At 55.3% G+C, this 25,207-nt stretch carries 22 protein-coding genes; 17 read left to right on the top strand and 5 right to left on the bottom strand.

Features of this window, described 5'->3' with window-relative positions:
* The first annotated feature begins 29 nt into the window (after nt 1-29).
* Nucleotides 30-1,103, top strand: coding sequence for an ABC transporter substrate-binding protein (locus tag DQG13_RS06685; protein ID WP_113018969.1), 1,074 nt, complete (start codon nt 30-32; stop codon nt 1,101-1,103).
* Nucleotides 1,104-1,237: 134 nt separating this feature from the next.
* On the opposite strand, the gene DQG13_RS06680 is transcribed toward DQG13_RS06685, so the two are convergent.
* Entirely contained in the window at nt 1,238-1,816 is a 579-nt protein-coding gene (locus DQG13_RS06680) for a cupin domain-containing protein (protein WP_113018968.1), read from the bottom strand.
* A gap of 264 nt (nt 1,817-2,080) precedes the next feature.
* On the opposite strand from DQG13_RS06680, the gene DQG13_RS06675 reads away from it, so the two are divergent.
* Nucleotides 2,081-3,157: a copper amine oxidase N-terminal domain-containing protein gene (locus DQG13_RS06675; protein WP_181592623.1), complete on the top strand. Its 1,077-nt coding sequence runs from the start codon at nt 2,081-2,083 to the stop codon at nt 3,155-3,157.
* A gap of 146 nt (nt 3,158-3,303) precedes the next feature.
* On the opposite strand, the gene DQG13_RS06670 is transcribed toward DQG13_RS06675, so the two are convergent.
* Nucleotides 3,304-5,259, bottom strand: a complete 1,956-nt coding sequence (locus DQG13_RS06670) for an FAD-dependent oxidoreductase (RefSeq protein ID WP_113018966.1) — start codon at nt 5,257-5,259, stop codon at nt 3,304-3,306.
* A 121-nt stretch (nt 5,260-5,380) separates the two neighbouring features.
* Here DQG13_RS06670 and DQG13_RS06665 point away from each other — a divergent pair, with 121 nt between their 5' ends.
* The 5 genes from DQG13_RS06665 to DQG13_RS06645 all read left to right on the top strand — a co-directional run bounded on the left by DQG13_RS06665 (nt 5,381) and on the right by DQG13_RS06645 (nt 10,245).
* Nucleotides 5,381-6,199: a helix-turn-helix domain-containing protein gene (locus tag DQG13_RS06665; RefSeq protein WP_181592622.1), complete on the top strand. Its 819-nt coding sequence runs from the start codon at nt 5,381-5,383 to the stop codon at nt 6,197-6,199.
* A 61-nt stretch (nt 6,200-6,260) separates the two neighbouring features.
* Complete coding sequence (locus DQG13_RS30515) at nt 6,261-6,629, top strand: hypothetical protein (protein ID WP_146767113.1); 369 nt, start codon at nt 6,261-6,263, stop codon at nt 6,627-6,629.
* An 803-nt stretch (nt 6,630-7,432) separates the two neighbouring features.
* Nucleotides 7,433-8,095, top strand: coding sequence for a bifunctional 4-hydroxy-2-oxoglutarate aldolase/2-dehydro-3-deoxy-phosphogluconate aldolase (locus DQG13_RS06655; RefSeq protein ID WP_113018963.1), 663 nt, complete (start codon nt 7,433-7,435; stop codon nt 8,093-8,095).
* Between the two features lie 3 nt (nt 8,096-8,098).
* Entirely contained in the window at nt 8,099-9,247 is a 1,149-nt protein-coding gene (dgoD, locus tag DQG13_RS06650; protein ID WP_113018962.1) for a galactonate dehydratase, read from the top strand.
* Nucleotides 9,248-9,264: 17 nt separating this feature from the next.
* The gene (locus DQG13_RS06645; protein ID WP_113018961.1) at nt 9,265-10,245 is read left to right on the top strand and encodes a 2-hydroxyacid dehydrogenase; all 981 of its coding nucleotides are present in this window, start codon (nt 9,265-9,267) and stop codon (nt 10,243-10,245) included.
* A gap of 23 nt (nt 10,246-10,268) precedes the next feature.
* On the opposite strand, the gene DQG13_RS06640 is transcribed toward DQG13_RS06645, so the two are convergent.
* From DQG13_RS06640 to DQG13_RS06630, 3 genes are read right to left on the bottom strand one after another with little or no spacing between them, the layout of a single operon-like run.
* The gene (locus tag DQG13_RS06640; protein ID WP_113018960.1) at nt 10,269-11,168 is read right to left on the bottom strand and encodes an AraC family transcriptional regulator; all 900 of its coding nucleotides are present in this window, start codon (nt 11,166-11,168) and stop codon (nt 10,269-10,271) included.
* Between the two features lie 29 nt (nt 11,169-11,197).
* Entirely contained in the window at nt 11,198-12,148 is a 951-nt protein-coding gene (locus DQG13_RS06635; RefSeq protein WP_113018959.1) for a sugar kinase, read from the bottom strand.
* Between the two features lie 31 nt (nt 12,149-12,179).
* Nucleotides 12,180-12,929, bottom strand: a complete 750-nt coding sequence (locus DQG13_RS06630) for an IclR family transcriptional regulator (RefSeq protein WP_113018958.1) — start codon at nt 12,927-12,929, stop codon at nt 12,180-12,182.
* A gap of 231 nt (nt 12,930-13,160) precedes the next feature.
* On the opposite strand from DQG13_RS06630, the gene DQG13_RS06625 reads away from it, so the two are divergent.
* The 10 genes from DQG13_RS06625 to DQG13_RS06580 all read left to right on the top strand — a co-directional run bounded on the left by DQG13_RS06625 (nt 13,161) and on the right by DQG13_RS06580 (nt 25,144).
* The gene (locus DQG13_RS06625) at nt 13,161-13,454 is read left to right on the top strand and encodes a hypothetical protein (RefSeq protein ID WP_113018957.1); all 294 of its coding nucleotides are present in this window, start codon (nt 13,161-13,163) and stop codon (nt 13,452-13,454) included.
* Nucleotides 13,455-13,501: 47 nt separating this feature from the next.
* Nucleotides 13,502-13,825, top strand: coding sequence for a hypothetical protein (locus tag DQG13_RS06620; protein ID WP_113018956.1), 324 nt, complete (start codon nt 13,502-13,504; stop codon nt 13,823-13,825).
* A 15-nt stretch (nt 13,826-13,840) separates the two neighbouring features.
* Nucleotides 13,841-14,641, top strand: coding sequence for an RNA polymerase sigma factor SigI (gene sigI / locus DQG13_RS06615; protein ID WP_113018955.1), 801 nt, complete (start codon nt 13,841-13,843; stop codon nt 14,639-14,641).
* Nucleotides 14,638-15,960, top strand: coding sequence for an anti-sigma factor domain-containing protein (locus DQG13_RS06610; RefSeq protein ID WP_113018954.1), 1,323 nt, complete (start codon nt 14,638-14,640; stop codon nt 15,958-15,960). Before sigI ends, DQG13_RS06610 begins: the two co-directional genes overlap by 4 nt.
* 168 nt (nt 15,961-16,128) lie before the next feature.
* Nucleotides 16,129-17,745, top strand: coding sequence for a response regulator (locus DQG13_RS06605; protein ID WP_113018953.1), 1,617 nt, complete (start codon nt 16,129-16,131; stop codon nt 17,743-17,745).
* Nucleotides 17,746-17,803: 58 nt separating this feature from the next.
* A complete protein-coding gene (locus tag DQG13_RS06600; protein ID WP_113018952.1) occupies nt 17,804-19,690 on the top strand; it encodes a cache domain-containing sensor histidine kinase in 1,887 nt (628 codons plus the stop codon).
* A gap of 103 nt (nt 19,691-19,793) precedes the next feature.
* Nucleotides 19,794-20,756, top strand: coding sequence for an ABC transporter permease (locus DQG13_RS06595; protein WP_113018951.1), 963 nt, complete (start codon nt 19,794-19,796; stop codon nt 20,754-20,756).
* A gap of 20 nt (nt 20,757-20,776) precedes the next feature.
* Nucleotides 20,777-21,652 carry a carbohydrate ABC transporter permease gene (locus tag DQG13_RS06590; protein WP_113018950.1) on the top strand — a complete coding sequence of 292 codons (876 nt, stop codon included), beginning with the start codon at nt 20,777-20,779 and terminating at the stop codon, nt 21,650-21,652.
* Between the two features lie 108 nt (nt 21,653-21,760).
* The gene (locus tag DQG13_RS06585) at nt 21,761-23,305 is read left to right on the top strand and encodes an extracellular solute-binding protein (protein WP_113018949.1); all 1,545 of its coding nucleotides are present in this window, start codon (nt 21,761-21,763) and stop codon (nt 23,303-23,305) included.
* Between the two features lie 243 nt (nt 23,306-23,548).
* Complete coding sequence (locus tag DQG13_RS06580) at nt 23,549-25,144, top strand: extracellular solute-binding protein (RefSeq protein ID WP_181592621.1); 1,596 nt, start codon at nt 23,549-23,551, stop codon at nt 25,142-25,144.
* Nucleotides 25,145-25,207: the final 63 nt, after the last annotated feature.

Here is a 25,207-nt window from a genome sequence, read left to right as displayed (position 1 = left end):
TCCGCTTACAACAAAGGGAGGAACAGACAATGGCATTGGAGAAGAAGCAGCGTTTTATTATTATCGGGGGTATCGCTCTTGTGATTGCGGGCGGTATCGGGGTTGGCGCGTATTACGGAAGAACGCAGGATACCATCGCCGGAGCGGCGGGGCTGAAGGATCTGAAGAGCGGTGCGCCTGCGGCTTCCGATTCGGGTAAAAACATCATCACCCTGAAGGTGGATACCCAGAAGAATTGCTCCTCCACCCCTTGGGTGGTAGCCGAGAAGAAGGGATTTTTCGCCGCCGAGGGTTTAAATATCCAGTACACCGGCGAACTGACCACCGCCCAGAAGCTGCCTTCGGTATTGAACGGCACCAATGATATCGGGACGGCTCTTCCCAACGCATTGGCTACCTTCGTGGCCGGAGGAGCCAAGATTAAAGCAGTTACTCTGAAGGAAGTGGACCCGCCCGATAATGTGGACCCGAAATTCCGGCATATGCGTTTTGTGGCCAGCACCAAATTTGAGGGCAAAACCCTGAAGGAGTTTGTGGAGTCCAAAAAAGGCGGAAAAATTACCGTCAGCGGTACCGCTCCCAGCTGCAATACCTTTATTCTGAACCAAATTTTCCGTCATGCCGGGCTTGATCCCAGCCAGATCACATATGTGACCTTTGACACGGATACGGCGGCGATTCAGGCGGTGCAGCAAGGGAATCTGGACATTGCGGGCATCCATCCCCCCTTCTACAAGCTGGCAGCGGACAGCAAGCTGACCTTGTTGGCAGATTCCAATGATACCGGGCTGGGGTCCGCCTCTGGAGTATCCACCTATTATTTCACCGAAAAATTCATTCAGGAAAATCCGGAAGCCGTACAACGCTTTGTGACCGCTATTGAAAAAGCCCAGGAATGGGCCAACGCCAATACGGAGGAATCCGTGAAGCTGACCGCGGAATATATTGGGCAGCCTGTAAATGCAACCCACTATTTCTACACGGATGCGAAGCTCTCCACCGATTTGCTGCAGCCTTGGGTAGACGATCTGGTTCAGGCGGGAGCCCTGAAGAAGGATCAGGTGAAGGTGGCGGATCTGGTGACTACACAGTTCAAACATTAATTTTTGGGAAAAAGCAGGAAGCCTGCCGGTATATAAGCCGGCAGGCTTTTGTGCGCTTGGCTGGGCAGTCTCCGGGAGGGCGTCCATGGTGTGTGCGGTGCGGGCGGGACCCTCCGCGGCAGAGTCATGCCCGTTTAGCGGAATACGGGGCCGGGAAATTCGCAGCCCTGCTGCTGTCCCTGCACCATCGGAGCACAGGAAGGAGGCGGACCCAGCAGCAGCGCGTCCTGGATGGGGGCCACAGCCTTGGCATAGTCCTGCGGATTGATGCAGAAGGCGCGGTTCATCACCTCGGGAGGGATGCAGCTGAGAAAATCGGCGCCGAACACCACATCGGGCGTGGGCACATCGAAGATGGTCAGCACATGCGTGTTGTCGGTAGTGGCTATGAACCAGTGGAACCAGCCCTTGGGCAGCTGGACCACCTGGCCCGGCTTCAGGGTGCAGGTGATGAGTTTCCGGGTAAACGGATTGAACACGGAGGCCACAATTCCTCCGCAAATGACGAATACCAGCTCATCGGCATTGGTATGCCAATGAGGCGGGACGATCATGCCCTGGCTCATATGAATATTAAAAAAGCCGGTTTCAACAGCGGGGAAATCCGGACCGAACAGCTGGGTCACATAATTGCGGCTGTCTCTCCGGTAAGCCAAGGTCTGGGTAGAGTCGGCGCACAGACATAAACGGGGGTCCTGCAAAACGGGATTCATGCACACCCTTCCTTTCTTCGGGGCCATCGTGATATTGGTCTATTCACTGTATGCGCAATAGGCAAAAGGGTGAGTGCAGCGCCCAATTTTTGTGGCGGAGCATCCGCGGCTGACGAGGCTTTGCCCTTGTTTTTGCCGCTTATGGAACCCGTATTGTATGTCCGTGGGAAAATATGGTTATATTACAGCGTGCAACATTTTCCATGGCCGGACCGTTAAGAAGCATGAATGCATCATGATGATGACGAAAGGAAGTGGACAAATATGCATTTCACAACGAGAAAAACAGCCACCGCACTGGCGCTGGCACTGGCATTCACAGGAGGAGGCGCAGCCTGGGCGCAAGCCGGAGCAGCCGCCCCGTCCGCGGAACAGCCGGTTCCCATCATAGTTCCCATTATGGCTCCCATCCAGCCTGCGGATCAGACAACAGCTGCCATCCCGGTCCGGGTAAACGGACAGACCCTGGAGGATACCGGTTATCTGGGAGCGGGCGGAGAGACGATGCTGCCTCTGCGCGCGGTTGCGGAAGCTATGGGCTTTGAGCTGCAATGGAATCCGGAGACGTATTCCGTCGATCTGGCCAAGGCAGAGCTTTTCACTACCGTCAAAACCGGAGAGAACCAATATGGAGTGGACAAAATGCTGAAGGAGCTGGAAGCGGCGCCTGCTCTTGTGGACAGCAAGCTGTATGTTCCTTCCTCTTTCTTCGGCGATATTCTAAGAGGTACAGTAGCTCCCGGCAATGACGGCATTTCCATTACGGTTCAGGAGGAGATAAAATCGGCCCATACAACCGGCGTGGTCACTTTGGTGCGGGATAACGACGGGCGCCGTTCCCTTCAGATCAGGGGCTACGGAGCAGACGGAATTGTGCTGAAAATCGACGATCAAACAGAGATCCTGGATGCGGAAGGCAACAAGCTGGAATTCTCCGCTTTGTCCATCGGCATGGAGGTTGAGGTGGAGCATTACATGGTCATGACCATGAGCCTGCCTCCCCAAACAGGAGCCTTAAAGATCAAGGTGATTTCCGCATTGGCGGAGAAGGATGTGATGGGCACTTCGGGAGTGATTGAGGAAGTGAATCAGAAGGATGATGGCGGAGTGTCCGTGCGGATCACCGGCCTGGGCCTTACCGATTCTTCCCCGGAGGATGTTGTGCTCCAGATTGCCGAGGATACAGTCCTGTTGGATGTAGACGGCAAGGCAATCGATGTGAAGGAGCTGACCAAGGGTGCGCGGGTGGTAGGCTTCTACACCCCCAAGCTGGCCAAAAGCCTGCCTCCCATCGGCACGGCTCTGAAGGTGACCCTGGTAGCGGAAGCTGACGAAGAGTAAGTCCAATTTTAATGAAAGCAGGAGCCCTTATTTTGGCTAGATTGCCGGCTTATGGCCAGCATCAGCCAAAATAAGGGCTCTGGTTGTTATTAGCCCCAGAGCCCTTATCCTAATGCCCCGTTTCACGGGTGTCAGCCTTGTTCCTATCAGCTGCGGTTTTTCTTCAGGTATTGGTACACAATGCGGCAGAACTCGCCCACCCGCACAATTTCGCCGTCTGCTGCATCAACGGAGACAGTGGAGCTGCGGCCCGCGTCCGCGCTCAGACTGATGCCCGCCGCCAGGCGGCTGTTCAGCGTTTCTACCCAGCGGGCCAGCATTGGCCGGGGCAGCAGCGGATGCGCCTGCCAATATTCCGCCGGAGACGGCTCTGTTTTGGGCAGCCTTGGCCCCATATCCACCCCGGCAGGCAGCACGTTGGCCGATGCAGGCAGGGCGGGCAGGCTCCGGCCGCCGGGCAGAAGCCGGGCCAGAGCCAGCAGCCTGGAGGCGAAGGCCACACTAACCGGCCGGTCAGGCTCTGCCTCGTAGCTGTCGAATACACCTTTTGCGCCCCAATATTGCAAGGCCGTTCCCTCCTCCGTCAGCGGGTTTGCATCCCGGAAGAAGGTGATCATCTGCCCCTCCTCCAGGAGCCGGTCCTGAAGCAGATCAATGGGCAGCTTCCGCTCCGGTGTGCCCAGCGTTAGGCTCATATCCGCCGCCACTCCCGCTGCGAAGCCCAACTGCATCCAGCACGGCTCCATGCGGATGGTGCCCAGGCCCATATGCGTAGCCGACACGGCCACCGGAACCAGCAGGCCGTCTACCTGCTGCGGCACCATTACCCCGTAAGGCACCTGATAGATTTCAGTGATCCAGCCCAAACCGAGAAAACCCTCCAAGGCCACATTTTCCCCTGCCGGCTCCCGCTTGCGGGTAGCATGGGAATCAATGGCGTAGGAGCCCACCACTACGCTGTCTCCATGGACCGGCGTTCTGCCCAGTCCCGGAGCAAGCCGGGCGTCATTCTCCGTAAACATGTACTCGCCGCAGATCCGTCTGCCTTCCCGGACATATAGCTGGGGCGGAAAATGCCCGCTTTCGGCAAACTCGTCGGCGGCATAGCCGAACCGGAGGGCGTCCTGACGGAAGGTCTCAGGCAATGCCTCATCATGCTGCAGAAACCAGAGCAGCCCCTCCAGATAATGGCGCTGCCGGGTGCGGATGCGCCGGCGTACTGCTTCGTCCCCATCCAGATACTCCTGATTTTCCTCGGGAAGATCACTGGAGCACATGCAATAATGGTGGTTGTTGGCGTCGGTTTTGCCGTTGGGAACAGGAAGAATATTCAGCACATCCCGGATGGACTTCACCCGTCCGGCCTCCACATCCCCGATCAGACTGGTATAATCCTCCCGTCGGTACACCTCCGGCTTATAGCAGGCAATCCGGTTCTCGGGAACATCCGTCAGGCACAGGCGGTAATTGTAGGCCTGAATCCGGTGGTCCCCCTCGCCTGTGCTTCCCGGAAACACCCTCTTGGTCCCGTCAAAATTCATATAAAGCTTCCCGGCGTATTCCTCGTTCCAGTCATCCCTGGATTCCCGGCCTGTCAAATAAGGAACCCCGGCTGCTGCGGCCAGATCCCCCTCGTAGGTGGCATCGATAAAAGCGCCCGCCGACCAGCGGCTAATTTCTCCGTTGGACGCGGCCAGTTCCACGGCCACAAGCCGGTTCTGCTCCGTGACCGCCTGCTTCAGCAGATGGCCGGTGAGCACGGTAAGGTTCTGCTTTTCCGCCTCCACCATCCCTGCGAACAGCTTTTCCGCCACGGATGGCTCGAAGAACATCCCGCCACGGCAGTCCTTCACCTGCTGCGAGTCCGGGCCGTAACGGGCCGTATAATCCGCCAGCACCTTTTGCAGAAACTCCCGGTAAATCGCTCCGGAGGCCTCTGGCCAATCGATGTCCGTTCTGCCCAGGCCGCTGGTCATCAGTCCCCCGATATGCCCGGTGGGTTCAGCCAGCACTACGCGCCTGCCCTTCCTGGCGGCGGCAATAGCCGCTCCGATTCCTCCCGGTGTAGCTCCGTATACAAAGACCTCACACTGATAAGACATGCGGCAATCTCCTTTTTCTCTGTTTTGAGCCCATTATAGCGCTGTCCCAGGTAGGATTGCCATGCAGAAAAACAGAGAAAGATGCACTTTTTTTCACTATACATCGGGAAGTTTTGGTACAATGGAAAAAAAGGAGGGGCTCTCCATGCATTATCCCGTCAGCATCCGTTCATACGGCTACTCCATCAACAAACGCCGGTTTGTACAGCCCCAGGCCGTTCTGGAGGAGGATTGGACCCTGTTGATTCTGGAGGAGGGAAGCTTCCGGTACAGCCTGGGCGGACAGGAGGGGGAGGCAGGGCCGGGGGAAGTGCTTTTGGGCCCGCCTGGCGTGGCTTTGGCGCGGGAGGCCTTGACTGCCATGAATATTCACTATCTGGTGTTCCGCCCCTCCCGGCCGGAAGGGCAAACGCTGCTGGAGCGGATTACCCGGGGAGGCACGTACAGATTTCCGGTAGCGGACCGGTCTCGGCTGCTTTCCTCCCTGCGTCTGATCAAACCCTGCTCCGACCGGCGGGAGGAGGCGGCGCTGGCGGCGGCCACCCACTATCTGTATGACCTGCTGCTCTTGATCATGCACGAAATTTCAGAGGAATCGGATCCGTCTCCGGCCATTCCCGATCCCCGTATGCTGACTGCCCGCAGGTGGCTGGAGGCCAATGCCTTCGGTGAAGCCCGGCTGGTGGAGCTGGCACATGATCTTGGCATCAGCCAGGTGACGCTGACCCGGCAGTTCAAGGCGGCATTCGGAACCGGACCCAAGGAGTATCTGACGGCCCTCAGGCTGGAGAAGGCCAAAGCGCTGCTGACGGATACAGATTTTACTCTGGAGCATGTAGCGTCATTATGCGGGTATGACAACGGTTATTATTTCAGCAGAATTTTCGAGAAAACCGTCAAGCTGAGGCCCTCCGTATACAGGCGGATATACAGGTTTTAACCATTCAGCAGATTCCCGCTTCATCTCCTTGGCTGGTCGACAGGGGCGGAGTGGTATTGATATGAAGTTCCAACCGGAAGCGAAGCGCGCGCCGCTGTTCCCTTTCTCAGGGAGCGGCTGGCGTTTTTGCGTTTCGGCGCTTTTTCCGGGGCATTCGGGCCATAGATTACCCTATACTGGAGGTATAGAAAAGGGTCATGGCAGACAAACGAAAAAAGCCGCGGGAGCAGGTCCAACTGAACCGGATTATGTTGATTCAGCAATGGCGGTGCGTATGTTCCAATACGGCTTTAGCCGGGCATTGGAAGCAGAGAGGCTGGTGTTCCGCTGGCGCAAAAGGCTGCAGGCCTTGGAACGGAGCCAAGTGCCGGAGGAAGAAAAGCGCGGCGGCGGATGGCTGAAGCATTCGAGAGCCCGAAGGACAATGTGAACCAAACCTTGGACAGACTGCGGCTGCTCCATAATGAGCAGGAAATGAGCGGAGCGATTTGGAACGGCTGCCGGAAGCGATGCTGGCGTTAATGAATTATTTGTATAAGGAAAAACAGCGGTTTTGGAGGTTGAGCGCTAATTTGGTGAATAACGGATGTATGATCCGGATGGCGCTCCCTGCTTTAGCCGAAGGCAGGTTTTTTGGGGCACCATCCTGCCGTGGCTACCGTATCTTCTAATGCTATCATGCAAAAGTGCAGTTATTTTTGACCATGATCCCTCTTTTACGCTCCCATCCTGCAAAAGTGCAGTTATTTTCGTTCAAAACCGCCAAAAAGCTAAAATCCGCGTGAAATAGATGCACTTTTTGCATGATGACCCTCCGCTCCAGCAGCTGACTCATGAAATAAATGTACTTTTGCATTATGGGTATTCCATATACTTCCATATGCCCAACAGCCCATCCGCCAGCTACCATACATAGGAGATATTGTAACTAAACTGAGTAGTGGCTAACCGGTATGGCCAATATGAAAAGCTGGATAAGGTGGTCAGGCAAATGCTTGAACCCTGGATTGATCCGAAGATGAAGCGCAAGGCTAGGCTGGAGGGACGGCAGGAAAGGGTCCATGCAATGCATGGGCCTTTTTGAATGGGAAATTTAGGAGCATCCTGCAAATATCCAAACAGAGTATAAAAAATCGCAAAAATATATGCACGGATTGCCGAAATGGGTGTGGTACGCTTTTGGTGAAAAAGAAACAGGAAGCGCTTTAATAAATCGGATTGGGGAGGAATCGTATGAGTCTGGCGGAAGAAATCAGCCGTCATTTTCTGGTGGCCATTATCCGGGGGGCAGAGGACGAGAAAGAGGCGCTTGCAGCCATCAAAGCCATGTATGACGGAGGCATCCGGGTATTGGAGCTGACCGCCTCCACTCCCGGCGTTATGTCCCTGCTTGAACGGGCGCGGGCGGCCATGCCCTCGGATCTGATCATCGGCATCGGCACGGTGCTTGATCCGGAAACCGCCCGGAGCGCGCTATTGGCAGGAGCCCAATTTATTCTGTGCCCGATCATGCGGGCGGAAACCATCACATTGGCCAAGCGGTACGGGGCGGTTGTCATTCCCGGAGCTATGACGCCCACGGAAATTCTCAAGGCATACGAGCTGGGGGCGGATATGGTCAAGGTATTCCCTGCAGGCCCCCTGGGACCGCAGTACATTCGGGACATTCACGGGCCGCTGCCGCAGATTCCGCTGATGCCTACCGGCGGCGTGAATCTGGAGAATATCGCCGACTACGTGCGGGCCGGGGCAGCTGCGGCCGGCCTGGGCAATGCCCTGTATCAGCCGGGGGCCGGGAAAAGTGCAGACAAGCTTCAGGAGCTGCTCCGCCGCTCTCAGCAATTCACAGCGGCAGTAGCGCAAGCGCGCAACCAACCAACATGCAGGAGGGGATAAGCAATGAAAATAACCGGATACAAAACCTATGTGGTGCCGCCCCGGTGGCTTTTTTTGAAAATCGAGACGGATGAAGGAATAGCGGGCTGGGGAGAGCCCGTGGTGGAGGGAAAAGCCCACACGGTAGAGACTGCCGTGGGGGAAATGATGGATGCTCTGATGGGCAAGAATCCGCTGAATATCGAGGATCACTGGCAGGTGATGTACCGTGGGGGCTTTTACCGGGGAGGTCCCATTCTGATGAGCGCCATTGCCGGCATTGACCAGGCGCTGTGGGATATTAAGGGCAAATACCATCAGGCGCCCGTGCATCAATTGCTGGGCGGAGCTTGCCGGGAATCCATGCGGGTGTATTCCTGGGTTGGCGGAGACCGGCCGGTGGATGTGGGACTGGCGGCGCTGGAGAAGAAGCAGGCGGGTTTTACCGCGGTGAAGATGAATGCCACGGAGGAGCTGCAGTTCATCGATTCCTATGCCAAGATTGACCAGCTGCTGGAGCGGGTGTCCGCCATCCGCGAGGCGGCGGGGCCGGACTTCGGCATCGGTGTGGACTTCCACGGCCGGGTGCATAAGCCCATGGCCAAGGTGCTGGCCAAGGAACTGGAGCCGTATAACCTGATGTTTATTGAGGAGCCGGTACTTCCCGAGAATAATGAGGCGCTGCGGGACATCGCCCTGCACAGCAGCACCCCCATTGCCACGGGAGAGCGGATGTTTTCCCGCTGGGACTTCAAAACCCTTTTGTCCCAGGGTTATGTGGACATCATCCAGCCTGATCTTTCCCATGCGGGGGGAATTACGGAATGCAGGAAGATTTTTGCCATGGCGGAGGCGTACGATGTGGCGGTTGCCCCCCATTGCCCCTTGGGGCCGATTGCACTGGCAGCCTGCCTTCAGGTGGATGCAGGAGCCTACAATGCGTTTATCCAGGAGCAAAGCCTGGGCATCCACTACAATCAGGGCAATGATCTGCTGGATTATCTCCGTGACCCCTCTGTATTCCGCTACCGGGACGGCTATGTGGGCATCCCCCAAGGCCCCGGCCTGGGTCTCGACATTCACGAGGAGTACGTGCTGGAAATGGCGCAGCAGGGACACCGCTGGCGCAATCCGGTGTGGCGGCACCGGGACGGATCGGTAGCTGAATGGTAAAGGAAGGAGGGATGGGCATGGGCAGGCCGGTGGTATTCATTCCGGACAAGGTTCCGGAGGAGGCGGTCCGTTATCTGGAGACGGTGGCGGAGGTGGATTACCGGGCTTGGGAGGAGCTGCCGGGGGAAGCGAAATTCCTGCAGGGGCTGGAGCGGGCCGACGGCCTGCTGGTTTATTCCCGGCACAAGCTCAAGGGTCCGGTATTGGACCGGGCCCCCCGGTTGAAGGGCGTATGCAACATTGCCGTCGGCTACGATAACCTGGATTTGGAGGAGCTGACCCGGCGGGGCATTGCCGCAACCAACACGCCGGATGTGCTCACGGAAACCACCGCCGATCTGGCCTTCGGCCTGCTTCTGGCGGCGGCAAGGCGGATTCCCGAGGCGGACCATTATGTCAAAAGCGGGCAGTGGAAGGGCTGGCTTCCCAGCCTGATGCTGGGCAAGGATGTTCATGGAGCGGTGCTGGGCATCATCGGGTATGGCAGAATCGGCAGCGCCATTGCCCGCAGGGCCAACGGCTTCGGCATGAAGGTGCTGTACAGCAACCTGGAGCGTGTGCCCCGGGATGAGGCGGCTTTGGGGATTGAATATGCAGCTATGGAGGAGCTCCTTGGCCGCTCGGATTATGTCCTGGTCCAGGTTCCCCTGACTCCCTCTACGGCGGGGTTCATTGGCGAGAGGGAGTTTTCCATGATGAAGCCGGATGCCTATTTCATCAATGCCTCCCGGGGAGCTGTTGTGCAGGAGGAGGCGCTTGTCAAGGCGTTGGCCGAGGGGCGCATCGGCGGGGCCGGACTGGATGTGTTTGAACGGGAGCCGCTGCCGCCGGACCATCCCTTTCTCTCCATGCCCCGGGTGGTGACCTTGCCCCACATGGGCAGCGCCACACGCCAGACCCGGGCCGCCATGGCCATGAAGGCGGCGGTGAATATGGCGGCGATTCTTCAGGGGAAGCGCCCGGAGAATCTGTTGAACGGGCAGGTATGGAAGCAGTAGTCTGCGGGCGTTTGTCCGGCCGTTTATTCCCGGCCGGACAAACGCCTTTGATGGTTCTTCCGGTAAGCCAAGGGGGAGATTTGCTCCTGCTTCTTAAACATCCGGTTGAAATAGGTATGATGGTTAAAGCCCGATTGAAAGGCAATATCGGTGACGGACAGGCTGGTCTCCCGGAGGAGCTTTTTGGCGTAATGGAGCCGTTTGACGGCGATAAATTTGGAAAGCGTAAGCCCCATGTGCTTGTGAAACAGGCTGCTCAGATAGGACGGGTTCAGATGGACCCGTTCTCCCAGGGCATCCAGGGTCAGCTCGTTCTGGAAATGCTCTCCGATGTATTGCACCAGAAAGGAGATTTCCCCGGGCAAATCGGGCAGCGCCGGCTCCGGCAGGTTCGGGTCCTCCTCCTTGTAGCTGCGGTAGGCCAGCAGCAGAAGCTCCTTGATCAGGCAGCCCATCACCGGAATAAACCCCGACTTGCGCCCGCTCCACTCCTCCTGCAGGCTCCGGTAGATGCCGCTGACCCGTGCGGCTTCAGCGGGGCTGAACTGGATGCGGCAGCAATCCTCAGGCATGTGGAGAAGCGGATACGGCTCCCCCTGCGGCCAATGCTCCTTCAGCAGGGATTCCTTCCACATGAGCACGCTCCGGCAAATGTTGAACACACCGTCGGTTTGCAGCACCTTGTGCAGGGTGAAGGGACGGATAATCATCATTGTTCCCGGGGATAAGGGATGGGCCCGGTTTCCCGCCAGATAGACGCCGCTGCCATTTTCGATGAAATACATTTCGATTCCGTTATGGCTCTGGAAGCCGGAATAAGGCGCAACGGAATCAAGCTTATGGTAGAGCAGCACCGGCAGCTCCCGGAATACCCGCTCCACCGCCTGGCTTAAATCCTCTGCCGTTTGAAAAGCCACCTGCATCTTCGTTACCCCTCTTTCGCTATAGCCGCTTACCGGGCCACATCCTCGCCGCCCTCGTTCATAAATTCCGCAAGGGCCTGGCGATCAGGCAAACCTTCCACATCCCCGTTGACTGTGACCACGGCCGCTCCGATGGCGCAGCCCCGCCGGACCGCCTCCGGCAGCGCCAGCCCGTCCAGCAGCCCGGACAGCACCCCTGCGGCAAAGCCGTCCCCTGCGCCTACAGGATCAACCACATGCGCCACGGGAAAGCCCGCCGCTATTCCTTCGCCGGAGGCCGTGCGGTAATAAGCTCCCTGCTCGCCCAGCTTAATGACGGCGGCCTGGCAGCCAAAGTCCAGAATGCGGCGGGCCATCTCGCCGCTATCCTCCGTGCCGAACAGAAAGCTGCCCTCGCCTGTCCCCGCCAACACCAAATCCGATACGGACAGCAAAGCGGTCAGGGTTTCCCGCGCCTCCTGCTCGCTCCACAGCTTGCGCCTTAAATTGGGGTCGAAAACTACCTTCACTCCATGCTTGCGCGCCAAGGCGGCGGCATAAAAAACCATTTCCCGGCAGGTTGGACCGAGGGCGGGGGTAATCCCCGTCAGGTACAGATATTGCGCACCTGCCAGGTACTCTTCGTCCACATCCTCCGGCCCCATGCGGCTGGCGGCGGAGCCTTGGCGGTAATAATACACCCTCACATTCCGCTCATGAAGCTTTTCCTTGAAGAATACCCCCGTGGGCGCGTCGGCGTCTTCCTTTACCCGGCTTACATCCACTCCCTCCCCTCGGACGGCGAAGCGGACCATGGCGCCGAATTCATCCCGGCCCACCCGGCTGATCCAGCCGGTCCGGTGGCCCAATTTGGCCAGTCCGATGAGGGTGTTTGTCTCCGCTCCCGCTACCCGGGCGCTGAAGCCTCTGTTGTACCGCATTTGACCCGTGGCCTCCGGTGTGAACAAGACCATGGTTTCCCCAATGCTCACCACATCCATAAAGAATCGTCCTCCTCCAATTGGACTGCACTTATCCCCAATATCCCAAGCTCCGGGAAATGGCGTCAACCGCCTTTAACAGCTCCGTTGCAATCTGCCCCTGCCGGCTTGCCATCCGCTCCTTGGGACCGGCCACGCTGACGGCGGCCTGAAGCTGCCCGCCTGCTCCCCGGACGGGAGCGGCCAGGCAATAAAGCCCCTCTTCACTCTCTTCATTGTCTACGGCGTAGCCCAGCTCCCGGAAACCCCGGAGCTCCTCCTCCAGCCGCTCCCGGCTGGTAATGGTATGGCCAGTGAGGGGGATCAGGCTCATCTCCGCCAAAAGCGCTTGCCGCTCCTCCTCCGGCATAAAGGCGAGGAAGGCTTTGCCCAACCCCGTGCAGTACAGCGGTCTCCGGGCCCCGGGCTGGGCGGCGGTGCGGATGGAGCGGTTGCTGTCCATTTTGGCCACATAGACCAGCTGCCCCTGGGACAGCACGGACATAAATACGGTCTCCTGGGTAACCTCCATCAGCGCCGCCAGATGCGGCTTGCCCAAGGCTGCCACATCCAGCGCCTCCATGGCCATAAAGCCCAGCTGGATCAGCCGCGGGCCGAGCTTATATTGCTTGCTGCCGAATTGATGCAGATACCCTTCTTCATGCAGCGTGCGGACAAGGCCCAGGGTGCTGCTTTGGGGATAGGAGAGCAGCCGGGCGATTTCCTGAACGGTCAGCCCTTCGGGATGGCCAGCCAGCAACTCGAAGATGCGCAAGGACCGTTCAGCGGACTTAACGGACATAAAAACCTCCCAATAAAATCACATATATGATTTCATATTCCATATATAATTTATAGTTTGATTTTATCATACCCTTCCGCTTCCCACAATCCAGTATTTTCCTCAATCATACGTGGAGTGCCAAGTGGAAAATATGATATAATGAGTCGATTGTGCGCATTCTGTGCACATTCACGGAAAGCCAATCCGGGGAGCAGCTTTTTCGCCAAAAGGTCTTAAGGAGGCGTTTACATGTACTATGTGTTGAAGCATAAAGAGACGGGAGAAATTTTCTCCTGCAGCCAAAAAAACGTCTATGATTTTATGTACCACGGTGTAAAGTCCTGGGAGGATGAGGATGCCGCGGAAGCGGAGCTGGGTTTGGTGCTGGCGGAGCACGGATACGACGAGCCGTCGAACTGGGAGGTGTTTCTCATTCCGGAGGAGCACACCCTCAAGATGTGCAATGTGAAGCTGGCCAACAACCCGGCCAAACGGATATTTATGCTGCCCGACGGACGGCTGGAGGCGCGCTCCGATACATAAGGCGCAAGCCGCCAAACTTTAAAGAAGCTAAAGGAGAATGAAGGGATATGACGTACGAGGAATTTGTGGTGGAATATCTGGAGCTCTTGCGGGAGCTTCCGGACGACTCCGAGGAGTCCCTGATGGTGACGGGATTTCTGAATGAGCAGATGGCCGTGAATGATTTCAAGGTGCCGCTGGAGGAATTGATGGTCATTCTGAAGTCCTACCGCCCCGGCATTGCCGGTTACCTGGATCTTGTAGGCTCCCGGGACTTCAAGAAGCTGCTCCGTTCGGAAATGACTCCTGCCGAGGCTTTCGCCCGGGTGGGGCAGCCGGCAAATTATTTTGATTTACCCCCGCAAGGTGATGCGGATGAACGAAACCTGTAGTGTGAGGTGGGACTTTTGATACTTGTTTTGATGAAGCGCTTCTTGGGCAAAAGCCAATCTCACGCCTCCGGGGGCAGCCAGCCTCCGGAGGAACTGGTCCGGATGATCCAGGCAGGGGATACGCGTCTGCGCAACCAGTTTATCACTGATTACCAGCCTTATGTGGCCAAGGTCACCAGCCGCTTCTGCAAACGGTACATCGATCCCTCCCGGGACGATGAATTTGCGGTGGCCTTGTCTGCCTTTAATGAAGCCATAAGCCAATATTCCTATGAATCGGGCCGCCCGTTTCTCAGCTTCTCCGAGATGGTCATCCGCCGCAGGCTCATCGACTATATCCGCAAGGAGCAGCGGTTTCTGCAGCAGGTGCCCTACAGCTCCTTCGATATGGAGGACGAGGAAGAGAATCTGATGAATCCGGTGGACATCCATCAGGCAATCCGGGAATATGAGCTGCAGAAGGATATGGAGGACCGCAAAAGCGAAATTATGGAACTGAATCATGTACTGATGGATTTCGGCGTCACCTTCTCCGATCTGGTGGAGGCGTCGCCCAAACATGCCGACTCCCGCGAAAGCTTGGCCAGAGTGGGGATGATGCTGGCCCAGGACAGCGGGCTGATGCGTCTTCTTCTGGGCAAGCGGATGCTTCCCATCAAGGAGCTGCTGGAGCGAACCGGATTCTCCCGCAAAACGCTGGAGCGCAACCGCAAATATATTATTGCGGTAGCGATTATATATAACGGGCCTTTTCCCTATTTGCGCGATTATCTGCGATTTGCCAGGCCGGAGGAAGACGGGAGGATGGAGCCATGAGCAAGGGCATTGTAATGGAAGTCAGCGGAAAATATCTCATTGTCATGACCCCGTCGGGCTTGTTTGAACGTATCCCCCGTATGGAGCGCAGCTGCGAGGTGGGCGAGGAGATTGCCTATACTCCCGGGGTAACCCGCAGCCGCCGTCCCGCTTTTGCCTTGCTGTCCGGCTTTGTGGCCGCCGTGATGCTGGCCATGATATTGTTTACCGGACTCACCTCCGTGTTTTCCGATAAATCCGTGGTGGCTTATGTTTCCATCGACATTAACCCCAGCATTGAGCTGGGCATCGATAAAAACAAGCGCGTCCGGGAAATGAAGGGCCTCAATGACAAAGGGCTGGAAATCGTCCGCAGCGTTTCCTACAAAGGCAGATCCATGGATGATGTCACCGACAAAATCCTGCAAAAGGCCGAGGAAATGATGGTGTTTGCCGAAGGGGAAGCGGATATTGTGATCGCCGGCACCGTCGTGAAGGAGGATGCTGCTCTGGACGATGTCCAGGTGACGGAAGCCCTAAAGCAGCAGGTTCTGGCTCACGTGGTTACCAAACATCCCGAGGAAGCGGATAAAATCCAGGTCACCGCCTTCGCCGCGCCCCCGGAAATTGTGGAAACCGCCAAGGAAAACGGACTTTCCCTGGGCAAATACTCCGTCTACTTGAACGCCAAAAATGCAGGCCATGACATTAAGGTGGAGGATCTGCAACAGGACTCCGTCCACGACATCGCCAATGCGGAGGGCGGCATCGCCAAGCTGGTGGACCCCAAAACCCTGGGAAAGGAAAGCATCCGGGAGCTGCTGAAGGAGGAGAAGGACGGCACGCTGGACAAAAGGATTCAGGAAAAAAAGGCGACGCCTACGCCTTCGCCTACCAAAACGCCGCAAAAATCCACATCGCCTACCAATAAACCAACGGCTACGCCGGGCAAAAATGCAACACCGACTCCCACTGCTACGCCTAAAGCTTCGGTGAAGCCTTCCACGTCTCCCTCCGGCGTCCGCAATGGCTCGACTCCGGTGAAGAATCCGGTTCCGACCAACAACAAAAAGGATGACGATAAAAAGGACAACGGCCAGAGCGGCAAGAAGGACGACGACAAGAGGGAACCGGATAGGAAAGAGCCGGACAGAAAAGAACCCGACAAGAAAGACGACGGCCGCAACGACTGGGACAAAAAGGAAGATGCAAACAAGAAGGATGACGACAAAAAAAGCAACGACAAGAAGGAAGAAAACCGCAACAGCAACAACGAGAACGGCAGAAACAACGGCAGGAATGACGACAAGGATGACGGCAAGTACACCCCCTGGCGGTAAACGCTTGGGCGCATAATTAACTGCAGCAGCAAACCGGAGGCGCCGAACCTCCGGTTTTTTGCTGCGCCAATGCCGGGTTGTCCATTTTCCCCGCGGCATTCCTCTTTCCTCTGCTGTTAAATGCAGTATACTTGACATATCCATTCCATTACACGAGGAGTGAAACGGATGTACAAGCTTGTCATTGTGGATGATGAACCTTCCGTAGTAAACGGGCTGAGCACCTATTTCGATTGGAATTCTTATGGAATCCGGCTGGCAGGGACGGCGGACGACGGAGACAAGGGGCTGGCGCTGATCAAGGAGGTGGAGCCGGATATTGTGCTGACCGATGTGAAGATGCCGTCTATGGACGGGATTCAAATGTCAACGGAAATCCGCGGCATCCTTCCCGGGGCGAAAATCATCTTCATCAGCGGCTTCGACAATGCGGAGTATCTGAAATCGGCGTTGAAGGTCCACGCGGTGGATTATATTTTTAAGCCGGTCAGCCGCAAGGAGCTCCACACGGTGATTACCCGCGTTCTCACCTCGCTCGAGGAAGAAGCAAGGGCGAAGGAACTGGTGAATGAGATGCAGGTGAAGCTGGTCCAAAGCCTGCCCCTTCTGCGGGAAAAGTTCCTGCTTTCCCTTATTGCCGACAGCTTCAAGGAAGAGCGTGTCAAGGAAAAAATCCAGTTTTTGGACCTGCCTTTGTTGGGCGCCCAGGCATACATTGTGATCGTGATCGTCATTGACGATCTGTCTCTGGTGATGGAATCCCGCAGCGAGCGGGACAAGCAGCTTTTGTCCTATGCGGCACTGAACATTATCCAGGAGCTGATGGATAAAACCAAACGCGGCGTCGTATTCGAGAAGGCGATGGGGGAATATGCCGGCATATTGGTCCAGGAAACCGGGGACCTCTTGGAGGACGGGGAGAACGGCTTATTGGACCTGGCCGCGGCAGTCCGGGATAATCTGAGCCGCTGGCTTAAAATAAGCGTCACCATCGGCGTCGGCGAGTATGTCGACAAGCTGTCCGAGCTGCCGCTGTCCTATAAGCAGGCCCGGGAAGCGGCTGCCCAGAAGTGGTATTTGGGCAAAAACCAGATTCTGACCGTGGATCATCTGCAATCCAGCGAGAATGAGCATTACCGGTTGGCGGAATCCGAGGATCAGGTGCTGTCGGCCATGAAGGCCGGCGATACTGCGGGACTCCTAAGCGCGCTGGACGAAATCTTCGAATCCATGGCCCGCAGCCGCAAGAATGGCTTCCGTTATGGCAAAAATATAAGCCAACAGCTGATTCTGCTGTCCAGCCGGGTTCTGCTTGAGCTGAACGCCCTTACCGCGGACTGGGAGGCCAAGGAGGCGGAGGCCTGGGAGCTGGTGCTGCGGCAGGAAACGCTACAGGACTTGAAGAAGCATGTCAGCGGCTATCTGGAGGAGATCTGCTCCTGCGTCAAGGAGAAACGCGGCGGCAAAACAGGAAGCGTCATTGAACGGATTCACCGGCTCATTCAGGAGCGTTATGCCGAGAACCTGACCGTGGTTGACATTGCCGAGGGGGTTTATTTGAGCCCCACCTATGTCAGTCTTCTGTACAAACAGGAAACGGGCAAAACCCTGTTCGAATATTTGACCAAGGTGCGGATCGACAAGGCCAAGGAGCTTCTGCAGGACCCCCGCAACAAGTTTTATGAGGTCTGCCATGCCGTGGGTTACGCCGATCCAAGCCATTTCAGCAAGCTGTTTAAAAAAATGACCGGCTACACCCCCAGCGCTTACAGAGACCAGCTTTAGGCAAAGAAGGCCCGGTGCTTCAGCTTCAGGAACGTTAAGGTGCAAAAGGGGGAGAACAGTGGGAAAACTGCTGAAATGGGATTGGGACTATCTGAAGGGCTTATGGCAGGGGATTATTGCCGCCAAAAAGTGGATTATCGCCTATGTTGTGCTTATCCTTCTGCCGATTACGATTATGCTGGCTTCTTACTACCAACGGTCCTCGGTTATTCTGGAGCGGGAGGTCACCCGCTCTATGCAGCAGACGCTGCGGCAGGCGGGAATGAATCTGACCTACAAGCTGAATCATGTTCTGGACATAAACAATTCGGTATTTATGAATAAGGAGTTGTACAATAGCCTGCTGCCCCAGAGCTCCATTACCGGACAGCTGGAGCAAATGATGAGTCTGCGCAATCTGGCGGATACGGTCCAGACCAACATGGATATCATGCGGTTCCGGATATTTGTGGATGAGTCCCGTTTATATGCCGGGGACCGGATTAACCTGTTTCCCATGTCCATGCTGGAGAAACGTCCCTGGTATAAGGAAATTGCGGGCGCCGGCGGGGGAATGGTCTGGACGGGCGTGTACCGGGAGGATTACCTCGATACCGAGGCGAAGGATGTTTTTTCCGTAGGGCGGGTGCTGCGCAATCCGCAGCAATACGAGGAGATACTTGGCGTGCTTATGCTGGACATCCCGGATCAGGTATTGAAAGAGGTGATGTCGGGCATCAATTTTTCCACGGTATACACCCCTTATATTATGGATAAGGACGGAAGCCTGATCTATACATGGAGCGATGCGGATGATGCAACCGGCAGAGTGCATGCAGACGGCTTTTTGCAGGAGGATGCCAAACAGACGGTGCTTCAGACTGACGAAGGGATTATAAAACGAACGGAAGGCAGGGAAAATGTGTATGTGATGTTTACGACGATTAAATCAAACGGCTGGAAGCTGCTGGCGGAGGTGTCCCAGGCGGAAATCGCCCATCGGGCGGTTGCCCAGAACCAGTTCACCAGTATTGCAACGGTTATTGCGATTACCGTCCTGTTTTTGGTTCTGGTCTTTGTATTGCTGACTTTTACCATACAGGGTTTGACAAAGCGGATTCAGGTGGTGTTGAAAATGATGCGCAAGGAGGGTGTCGGCTGGCTGGAGGAACACCGCCATGCTCCGGAAGGGGATTTCCGTTTGCTGGAGCGGAGTGTGGATCAACTGATCCGCAAGGTCAATAACCTGATGGAGGAAACCTATCAGGCCAAGGTATTGGAGCGGGAGGCCCAGCTCAAGGCGCTGCAGGCGCAAATCAATCCCCATTTTTTGTATAACACACTGGATATGATTAATTGGTCGGCCATTGCCCATGATGCCGAGGATACCAGCCAAATGATTGAGGCTCTGGCCCAATATTTCCGGCTTAGTCTGAACAAGGGCAAGGATAATGTCAGCGTGGCGGATGAGCTGGATTTGGCTCGGGTATATCTGGAAATTCAGCAAAATCGTTTCCCCTCTACCTTTACCTTCCATATCGAAGTGCAGCCTGATCTGGAATGTTATCTGATTCCCAAGCTTACCCTGCAGCCGCTGGTGGAAAACGCTCTGCTTCATGGAATCCGTAAAGCCAAGGATAAAAAAGGAACTATCCGTATTACGGCAAAATTGGAAAACGAAACCTTGCTGCTTTCGGTGGCTGACGACGGAATCGGCATGGAGGAGGAGACTGCCAAGAAGCTGCTGCTATTGCCCCGTCCGGACATGCGGGCAGACGGCTCGGGCAGCTCTTACGGCTTATATAATGTGAACGAAAGGCTCCGTATTTTTGCCGGCGAGCAGTATGGCTTGTCCATTGAGACGACGCCGGGGCAAGGCACAACCATTCATATTCGGGTGAAGGCCATCCAAGCCGCCCCCGCCGGAACGGACGGAAAGGATTTAGCCTCCGGTCCGGAAGGATAATAAGCTGAGACCAGAAATAGTAGCTTTACCTCCTGTGAAGCGCTTCCACACACTGTGTATAATAATAACATACAAGAAAGCAGCAGACATGGAGGTGACCGGAATGAGCGTCAGTGCAACAGAGTTGGACAAAAAGGCAGCAGCTTTACCGGAGCGCACAAAATCAAGCAAATGGAAATTAGCCTTGCGGAATTTGGACTACTACATCCTATTGATTCCGGGGCTTGCCTTTTTGTTCTTGTTCAAGTACACGCCCATGTACGGAGTCGTTATCGCTTTTCAGGATTTTAACATTTTTGAAGGGATCAGAGGCAGCGAGTGGGTAGGTCTTGAGCAGTTCCAGAAGCTGATTCACTCCGAGGAATTCGCCCAGGTTTTTTCCAACACGCTGTTGATCAGTGTGTACAAGATCGTATTGCTGTTTCCCATCCCGATTTTCATCGCCTTAGTCTTGAATGAGGTCCGGGTGATGATTTTCAAACGAACCATCCAAACCATTATTTATTTGCCCCACTTCTTATCATGGGTTATTATTTCCGGATTATTCATTACCATCCTGTCACCGTCGGGCGGATTGGTAAACAATGTGATTCAGTGGTTTGGCGGGGAGCCCATCAGCTTCTTTATGAATAACTCATATTTCCGCAGCGTGGTGGTGTTTACGGCAGGCTGGAAGGAAATAGGGTGGAACGCGATTGTGTTCATTGCCGCCATCTCCGGAATCGAGCAGGAGCAATACGAAGCCGCGTCCATCGACGGCGCGGGCAGAATCCGCAAGATGCTGTATATTTCCTTGCCGGGCATCCTTCCCACCATCGTATTAATGTTTATTCTGCGCTTGGGCAATGTGCTGGAAGCGGGAACAGAGCAGATTCTGACCATGTACAATCCGGTGGTTTACAAAACGGGAGATGTCATCGGCACCTTTGTCTACCGCATCGGTCTTGGGAAGATGGATTACAGCTTCAGTACGGCTGTGGGCCTGTTCAATTCGGTGGTCGGTTTTATCCTTGTCGTCTCCGGCAACTATCTCAGCAAAAAACTGCTAAACCGGGGAATCTGGTAGCCTAAGGGAGGGATGGCGCAATGAAAAAAAGAACAGCCGGAGATTGGCTTCTGGACAGCTTTGTTTACCTGTTCCTGATCATCATGGGCCTGGCCATGCTTCTGCCACTGGCGAATGTATTCTCCAAGTCGGTCAGTGAGGAATGGGCGATTGTTTCGGGCAAGGTGGGGATTTTTCCTGTAGGCTTCCAGCTTGATACCCTCAGGCAGGTGGTATCCTCGGACATTTTCATCAGAGCGTTTATGGTGTCCGTCGGGGTTACGCTTGTGGGAACGCTGTTATCCATTTTGATGACGGCGGTTACGGCTTATCCGTTGTCCAAGCGTCATTTGCCCGGCATTTCCTTCGTCATGGTTCTGTTCGTATTCACCATGCTGTTTAACGGCGGCATGATTCCCAACTATCTGCTGATGCGGAATTTGAATCTGATCAACAATTTGTGGGCGTTGATTCTTCCCGGAATGATCAGTGTGTTCAACATGCTGATTATTAAAAGCTATTACGAAAATCTTCCGGAGGCTTTGGAGGAATCTGCGCGGATAGACGGAGCCAAAACCTACACCATTCTGTTCCGGATTATTCTGCCCCTGTCCATGCCGGTGATCGCCACCATCTCCCTGTTTTATGCGGTGGGCTTCTGGAATGATTTCTTCAATCCCATGCTGTACATCAATGACACGTCCCTAAAAACCCTGCAATTGTATCTCCGTGATGTGGTTATGGATGCCGACACCTCCAACGCCGCCAACAAAAGCATCGATGATCTGATGAATATGTCTCCGGAGGGTATCCGGGCGGCAACGGTTGTCGCATCCACTGTTCCGATTCTGTGCGTCTATCCCTTCCTGCAGAAGTATTTTATCAAAGGGGTGCTGATCGGTTCAGTCAAAGGTTAAGCTTACAGGAAAAGCGTTGGGGCGTAGGCCAGGCCTCTCACGATTTCAATTCGGCGGAGGCTTTCCTAATACAAGCTAAACTCATAAAAAATCTGGAGGGGTACACACATGAACAAAAACAAATTGCTTCTACTGTCTCTGACCGCAGGGCTTGCGCTCAGTGCGGCAGGCTGCGGCAGTTCGTCCGACGGGAAGGATAATGCGGGTTCTTCTGCCGGCGCGTCTGCTGCCGCAAGCGGAACGGTTGCTCCGAGCACCGGCCCGAAGCCGGAATTGAGATCGCTGTCAATCTGGATGAAGGATGACTATAACACGTATCCTGTGGCCAAGGTAATTGAAGAGAAAACCGGGTATAAAGTAAAGTACGACATGCTCCCTGCGGACAAAAGCGAGGATAAGCTGAACCTGCTGATTTCCTCGGCGGAGCCGTATGATGCCATCACCATCGGAGGCAATAAGGCCCTGTACGCCGATTATGCCAAGAAGGGGGCGCTGGTGGATCTTGGACCGCTGATTGATAAGTACGGCCCCAACATTAAAGCGTCCATTTCGGAGGAAAGCTTCAACGCAGTGAAAGTGGACGGCAAGATATATGCCATTCCCTTCAGAGGCGTTGAATTCTCCAGCACCAGTCTCATGGTCCGCAAGGATTGGCTCGACAAGCTTGGACTGCAAATGCCTACTACGGTGGATGAGTTCACCGCCATGCTGAAGGCGTTCAAGGATAAGGACCCGGGCGGCAACGGCGACAAAAACGCACCCCTTACTATTAATGGAGGAGCACCCATTATTGAGAATCTGATCGGCGCCTTTGGCATGCCGAACAGCTGGAGCGCCCTGGACGGCAAGCTGGTGCCACGGCCGCTGCATCCGGGCTTTAAAGACTATCTTGGTTATGTGGCCGATCTCTACAAACAAGGATTGCTTGACAAGGAGTTTGCCGTCAATAAGGACGCGACCATGAAGGAGAAATTCACCAGCGGCAAGGCCGGGGTGATTGTCCTCAACTGGGCGGACATTCCCACCATTGGCGATGCTCTCAACAAGAACTTTCCCGACGCCAAATTCGCCTATATTCCCATCCTGAAGGGCAAGGACGGCAAGGGCGGGCTGAACGCCAACTCCGGCTTCGACCGCATTACCTTTATTCCCAAGGCCTCCAAACATCCGGAGGATGCCATCAAGTGGATGAATGCCAAGCTGGAGCCGGAAACCTTCAAGGAAATTGCTATTGGTGTGGAAGGCAAGCACTACACCTTCAAGGATGGAGTGTATACACCGATCCTGCCGATTTTCACGGATGAACGGAATCAGGCCAACAACTATTTGACCGGCGTGGATGAAAAGAATTATCCCATCTACTGGCAAGCCCGGGTACAGAAGGATGCCCGTTTGTATGAGGGGTGGTCCTATCTGAATAAGGTGATGCCGAAGGAAATGAGAATTGCCGATCCTCTGGGAGTTGCGCCTGTCCTGCCTACCTTCTCCAAGGAAAATGCCCAGTTGAACCAACTGGTTAATGATTTCGCGGTGAAGGTGGTTGTCGGAGAAGAGCCCTTGAGCAGTGTGGAGTCCTTCGCCACTAAATACAAGCAGGCCGGCGGGGAAGCCAGCTATAAGGAAATCAATGATTGGTACACCTCCAAAAAATAATATGGAATAAGCCGGATGGAGAGGCTATCCCGGAAGTCATGAAAATGACTTAGGGATAGCCTCTTTTGCGTGTTTCCAATGGATCATCAGCATTTGCCGGAGCCTTCATTTTCTGATGTAGTGGGAATTTGAAGGCTCCGGTCATAACCTGTGCGTTGCCGTATGGCGGCAGTCCGTTTTACACTGGCAGTGTGACACAAACCGATGAGCTTGACGGGAAAACCTAACAAGGGGGAATCGAGCATGACATTAAAATGGGTAAAGCTTCTGGCTGGCGCATCCTTATTGGCCGGAATAGGAGCGGGCTGCGGCTCCAATGCGGAGAAGCCCGCCGGCGAGGCACCGGCAGACAGCACGGCACCGGCCGCAGGGCCTGTGCAGCTGACCTATTGGGTGGGACTGCCCGCGGATGCGGCGCGCTCCCTTAAGAATTATGGGGAATCGCTGATGTACCAGGAATTGGAGAAACGGACCGGGGTGAAGATCAGCTTCCAGCATCCGGCAGCGGGCAGCGAAAAGGAACAATTCAATCTGATGATTGCCTCCGGCAAGCTGCCTGATGTCATCGAATCCAACTTCGTCAACTATCCCGGAGGGCCGGAAAAAGCCATTGCCGACAAGGTGCTCATTCCGCTGAATGACATCATCGACAAATATGCGCCCAACCTCAAGGCATATTTGGACAAAAACCCCGCCATCCGCAAGGACATCTCTACCGACTCCGGCCTGATCTATGCCTTCCCCGGCATTGGCGTAGGCAATACCAACGTCAGCAGCGGCCTTGTTCTGCGGAAGGACTGGCTCACGGAGCTGAATCTGGCTGTTCCCGAAACCATCGAGGAATGGACCCAGGTGCTCCGCCAGTTCAAGGAGAAAAAGGGCGTGAAAACGCCCCTGACCATGGTCATGTCCGACTTCAACGCGGACCGCTTCACAGGTGCATACGGCATCGCCGACGCCTTCTTCCAGGACGGCGGCAAAGCCAAATTCGGTCCTTACGAGCCTGCCTACAAGGATTATTTGGCCCAAATGAATGCCTGGTATAAAGAAGGCCTGCTGGACCCCGACTTTGGCACCCAGGATGCCAAGTCCAAGGATGCCAAAATTACCAACGGCACCGCGGGAGCCTATGCCGGCTATATCGGAGGGGGCATCGGCAAATACCTGCCGGCAGCCCAAGGAGCCAATCCCGCATACGATCTGGTGGGCACCCAACACCCCGTTCTGAAGAAGGGGGATCAGCCCAAAATCTTCCTTGCCGCATACAGCTACCGTGGAGACGGCAGCGCCGGCATTACACCGGCCAACAAGAACCCGGAAGCCACTGCCAAATGGCTGGATTACTTCTATTCCGAAGAAGGCAATATGCTGAAGTCCTTCGGAGTGGAAGGGGTCACCTATACCATGGTCAACGGACAGCCCAAATATACCGATCTCATCATGAAAAATCCCGACAAGCTTTCCGTAGGCGAAGCCATGTCCAAGTACCTCCGGGTATCCCAGCCTGCTCCCGGCTTTGTGGGCGACGACCGGTACTACGACCAGTATTACAGCTATGAGCAGCAGAAGCAGGCCTCGGCCGTTTACAACAAGTACTACGAGAATGTCACCAAAACCCGGATGCCGCAGGTTTCCCAAACTCCCGATGAAGCCCAGGAGCTGGCGTCCATCATGGCGGAAATCGATACGTACAAAAGCGAAATGTTCCTGAAGTTTATTATGGGGGCCGAACCCTTAACCAACTTCGATAAGTACCGGGACCAGTTGAAAAAATTGGGGGTTGAGCGTGCCGTTGCGCTGAAGCAGGCGGCTCTCGACCGGTACAACAGCAGAAAGTAGGCATTATTGTCCGGGCAAAGGGCGCTCCCCGGCGCCCTTTTTAGACAAACAGGAGGGAGAGAA

Source organism: Paenibacillus sp. YN15, assembly GCF_003285005.1.
In the GTDB taxonomy this organism is placed as follows: Bacteria; Bacillota; Bacilli; order Paenibacillales; family NBRC-103111; genus Paenibacillus_AR.
The sequence above is the reverse complement of the archived record's forward strand: the minus strand, read 5'-3'. Positions and strand labels throughout refer to the sequence as shown.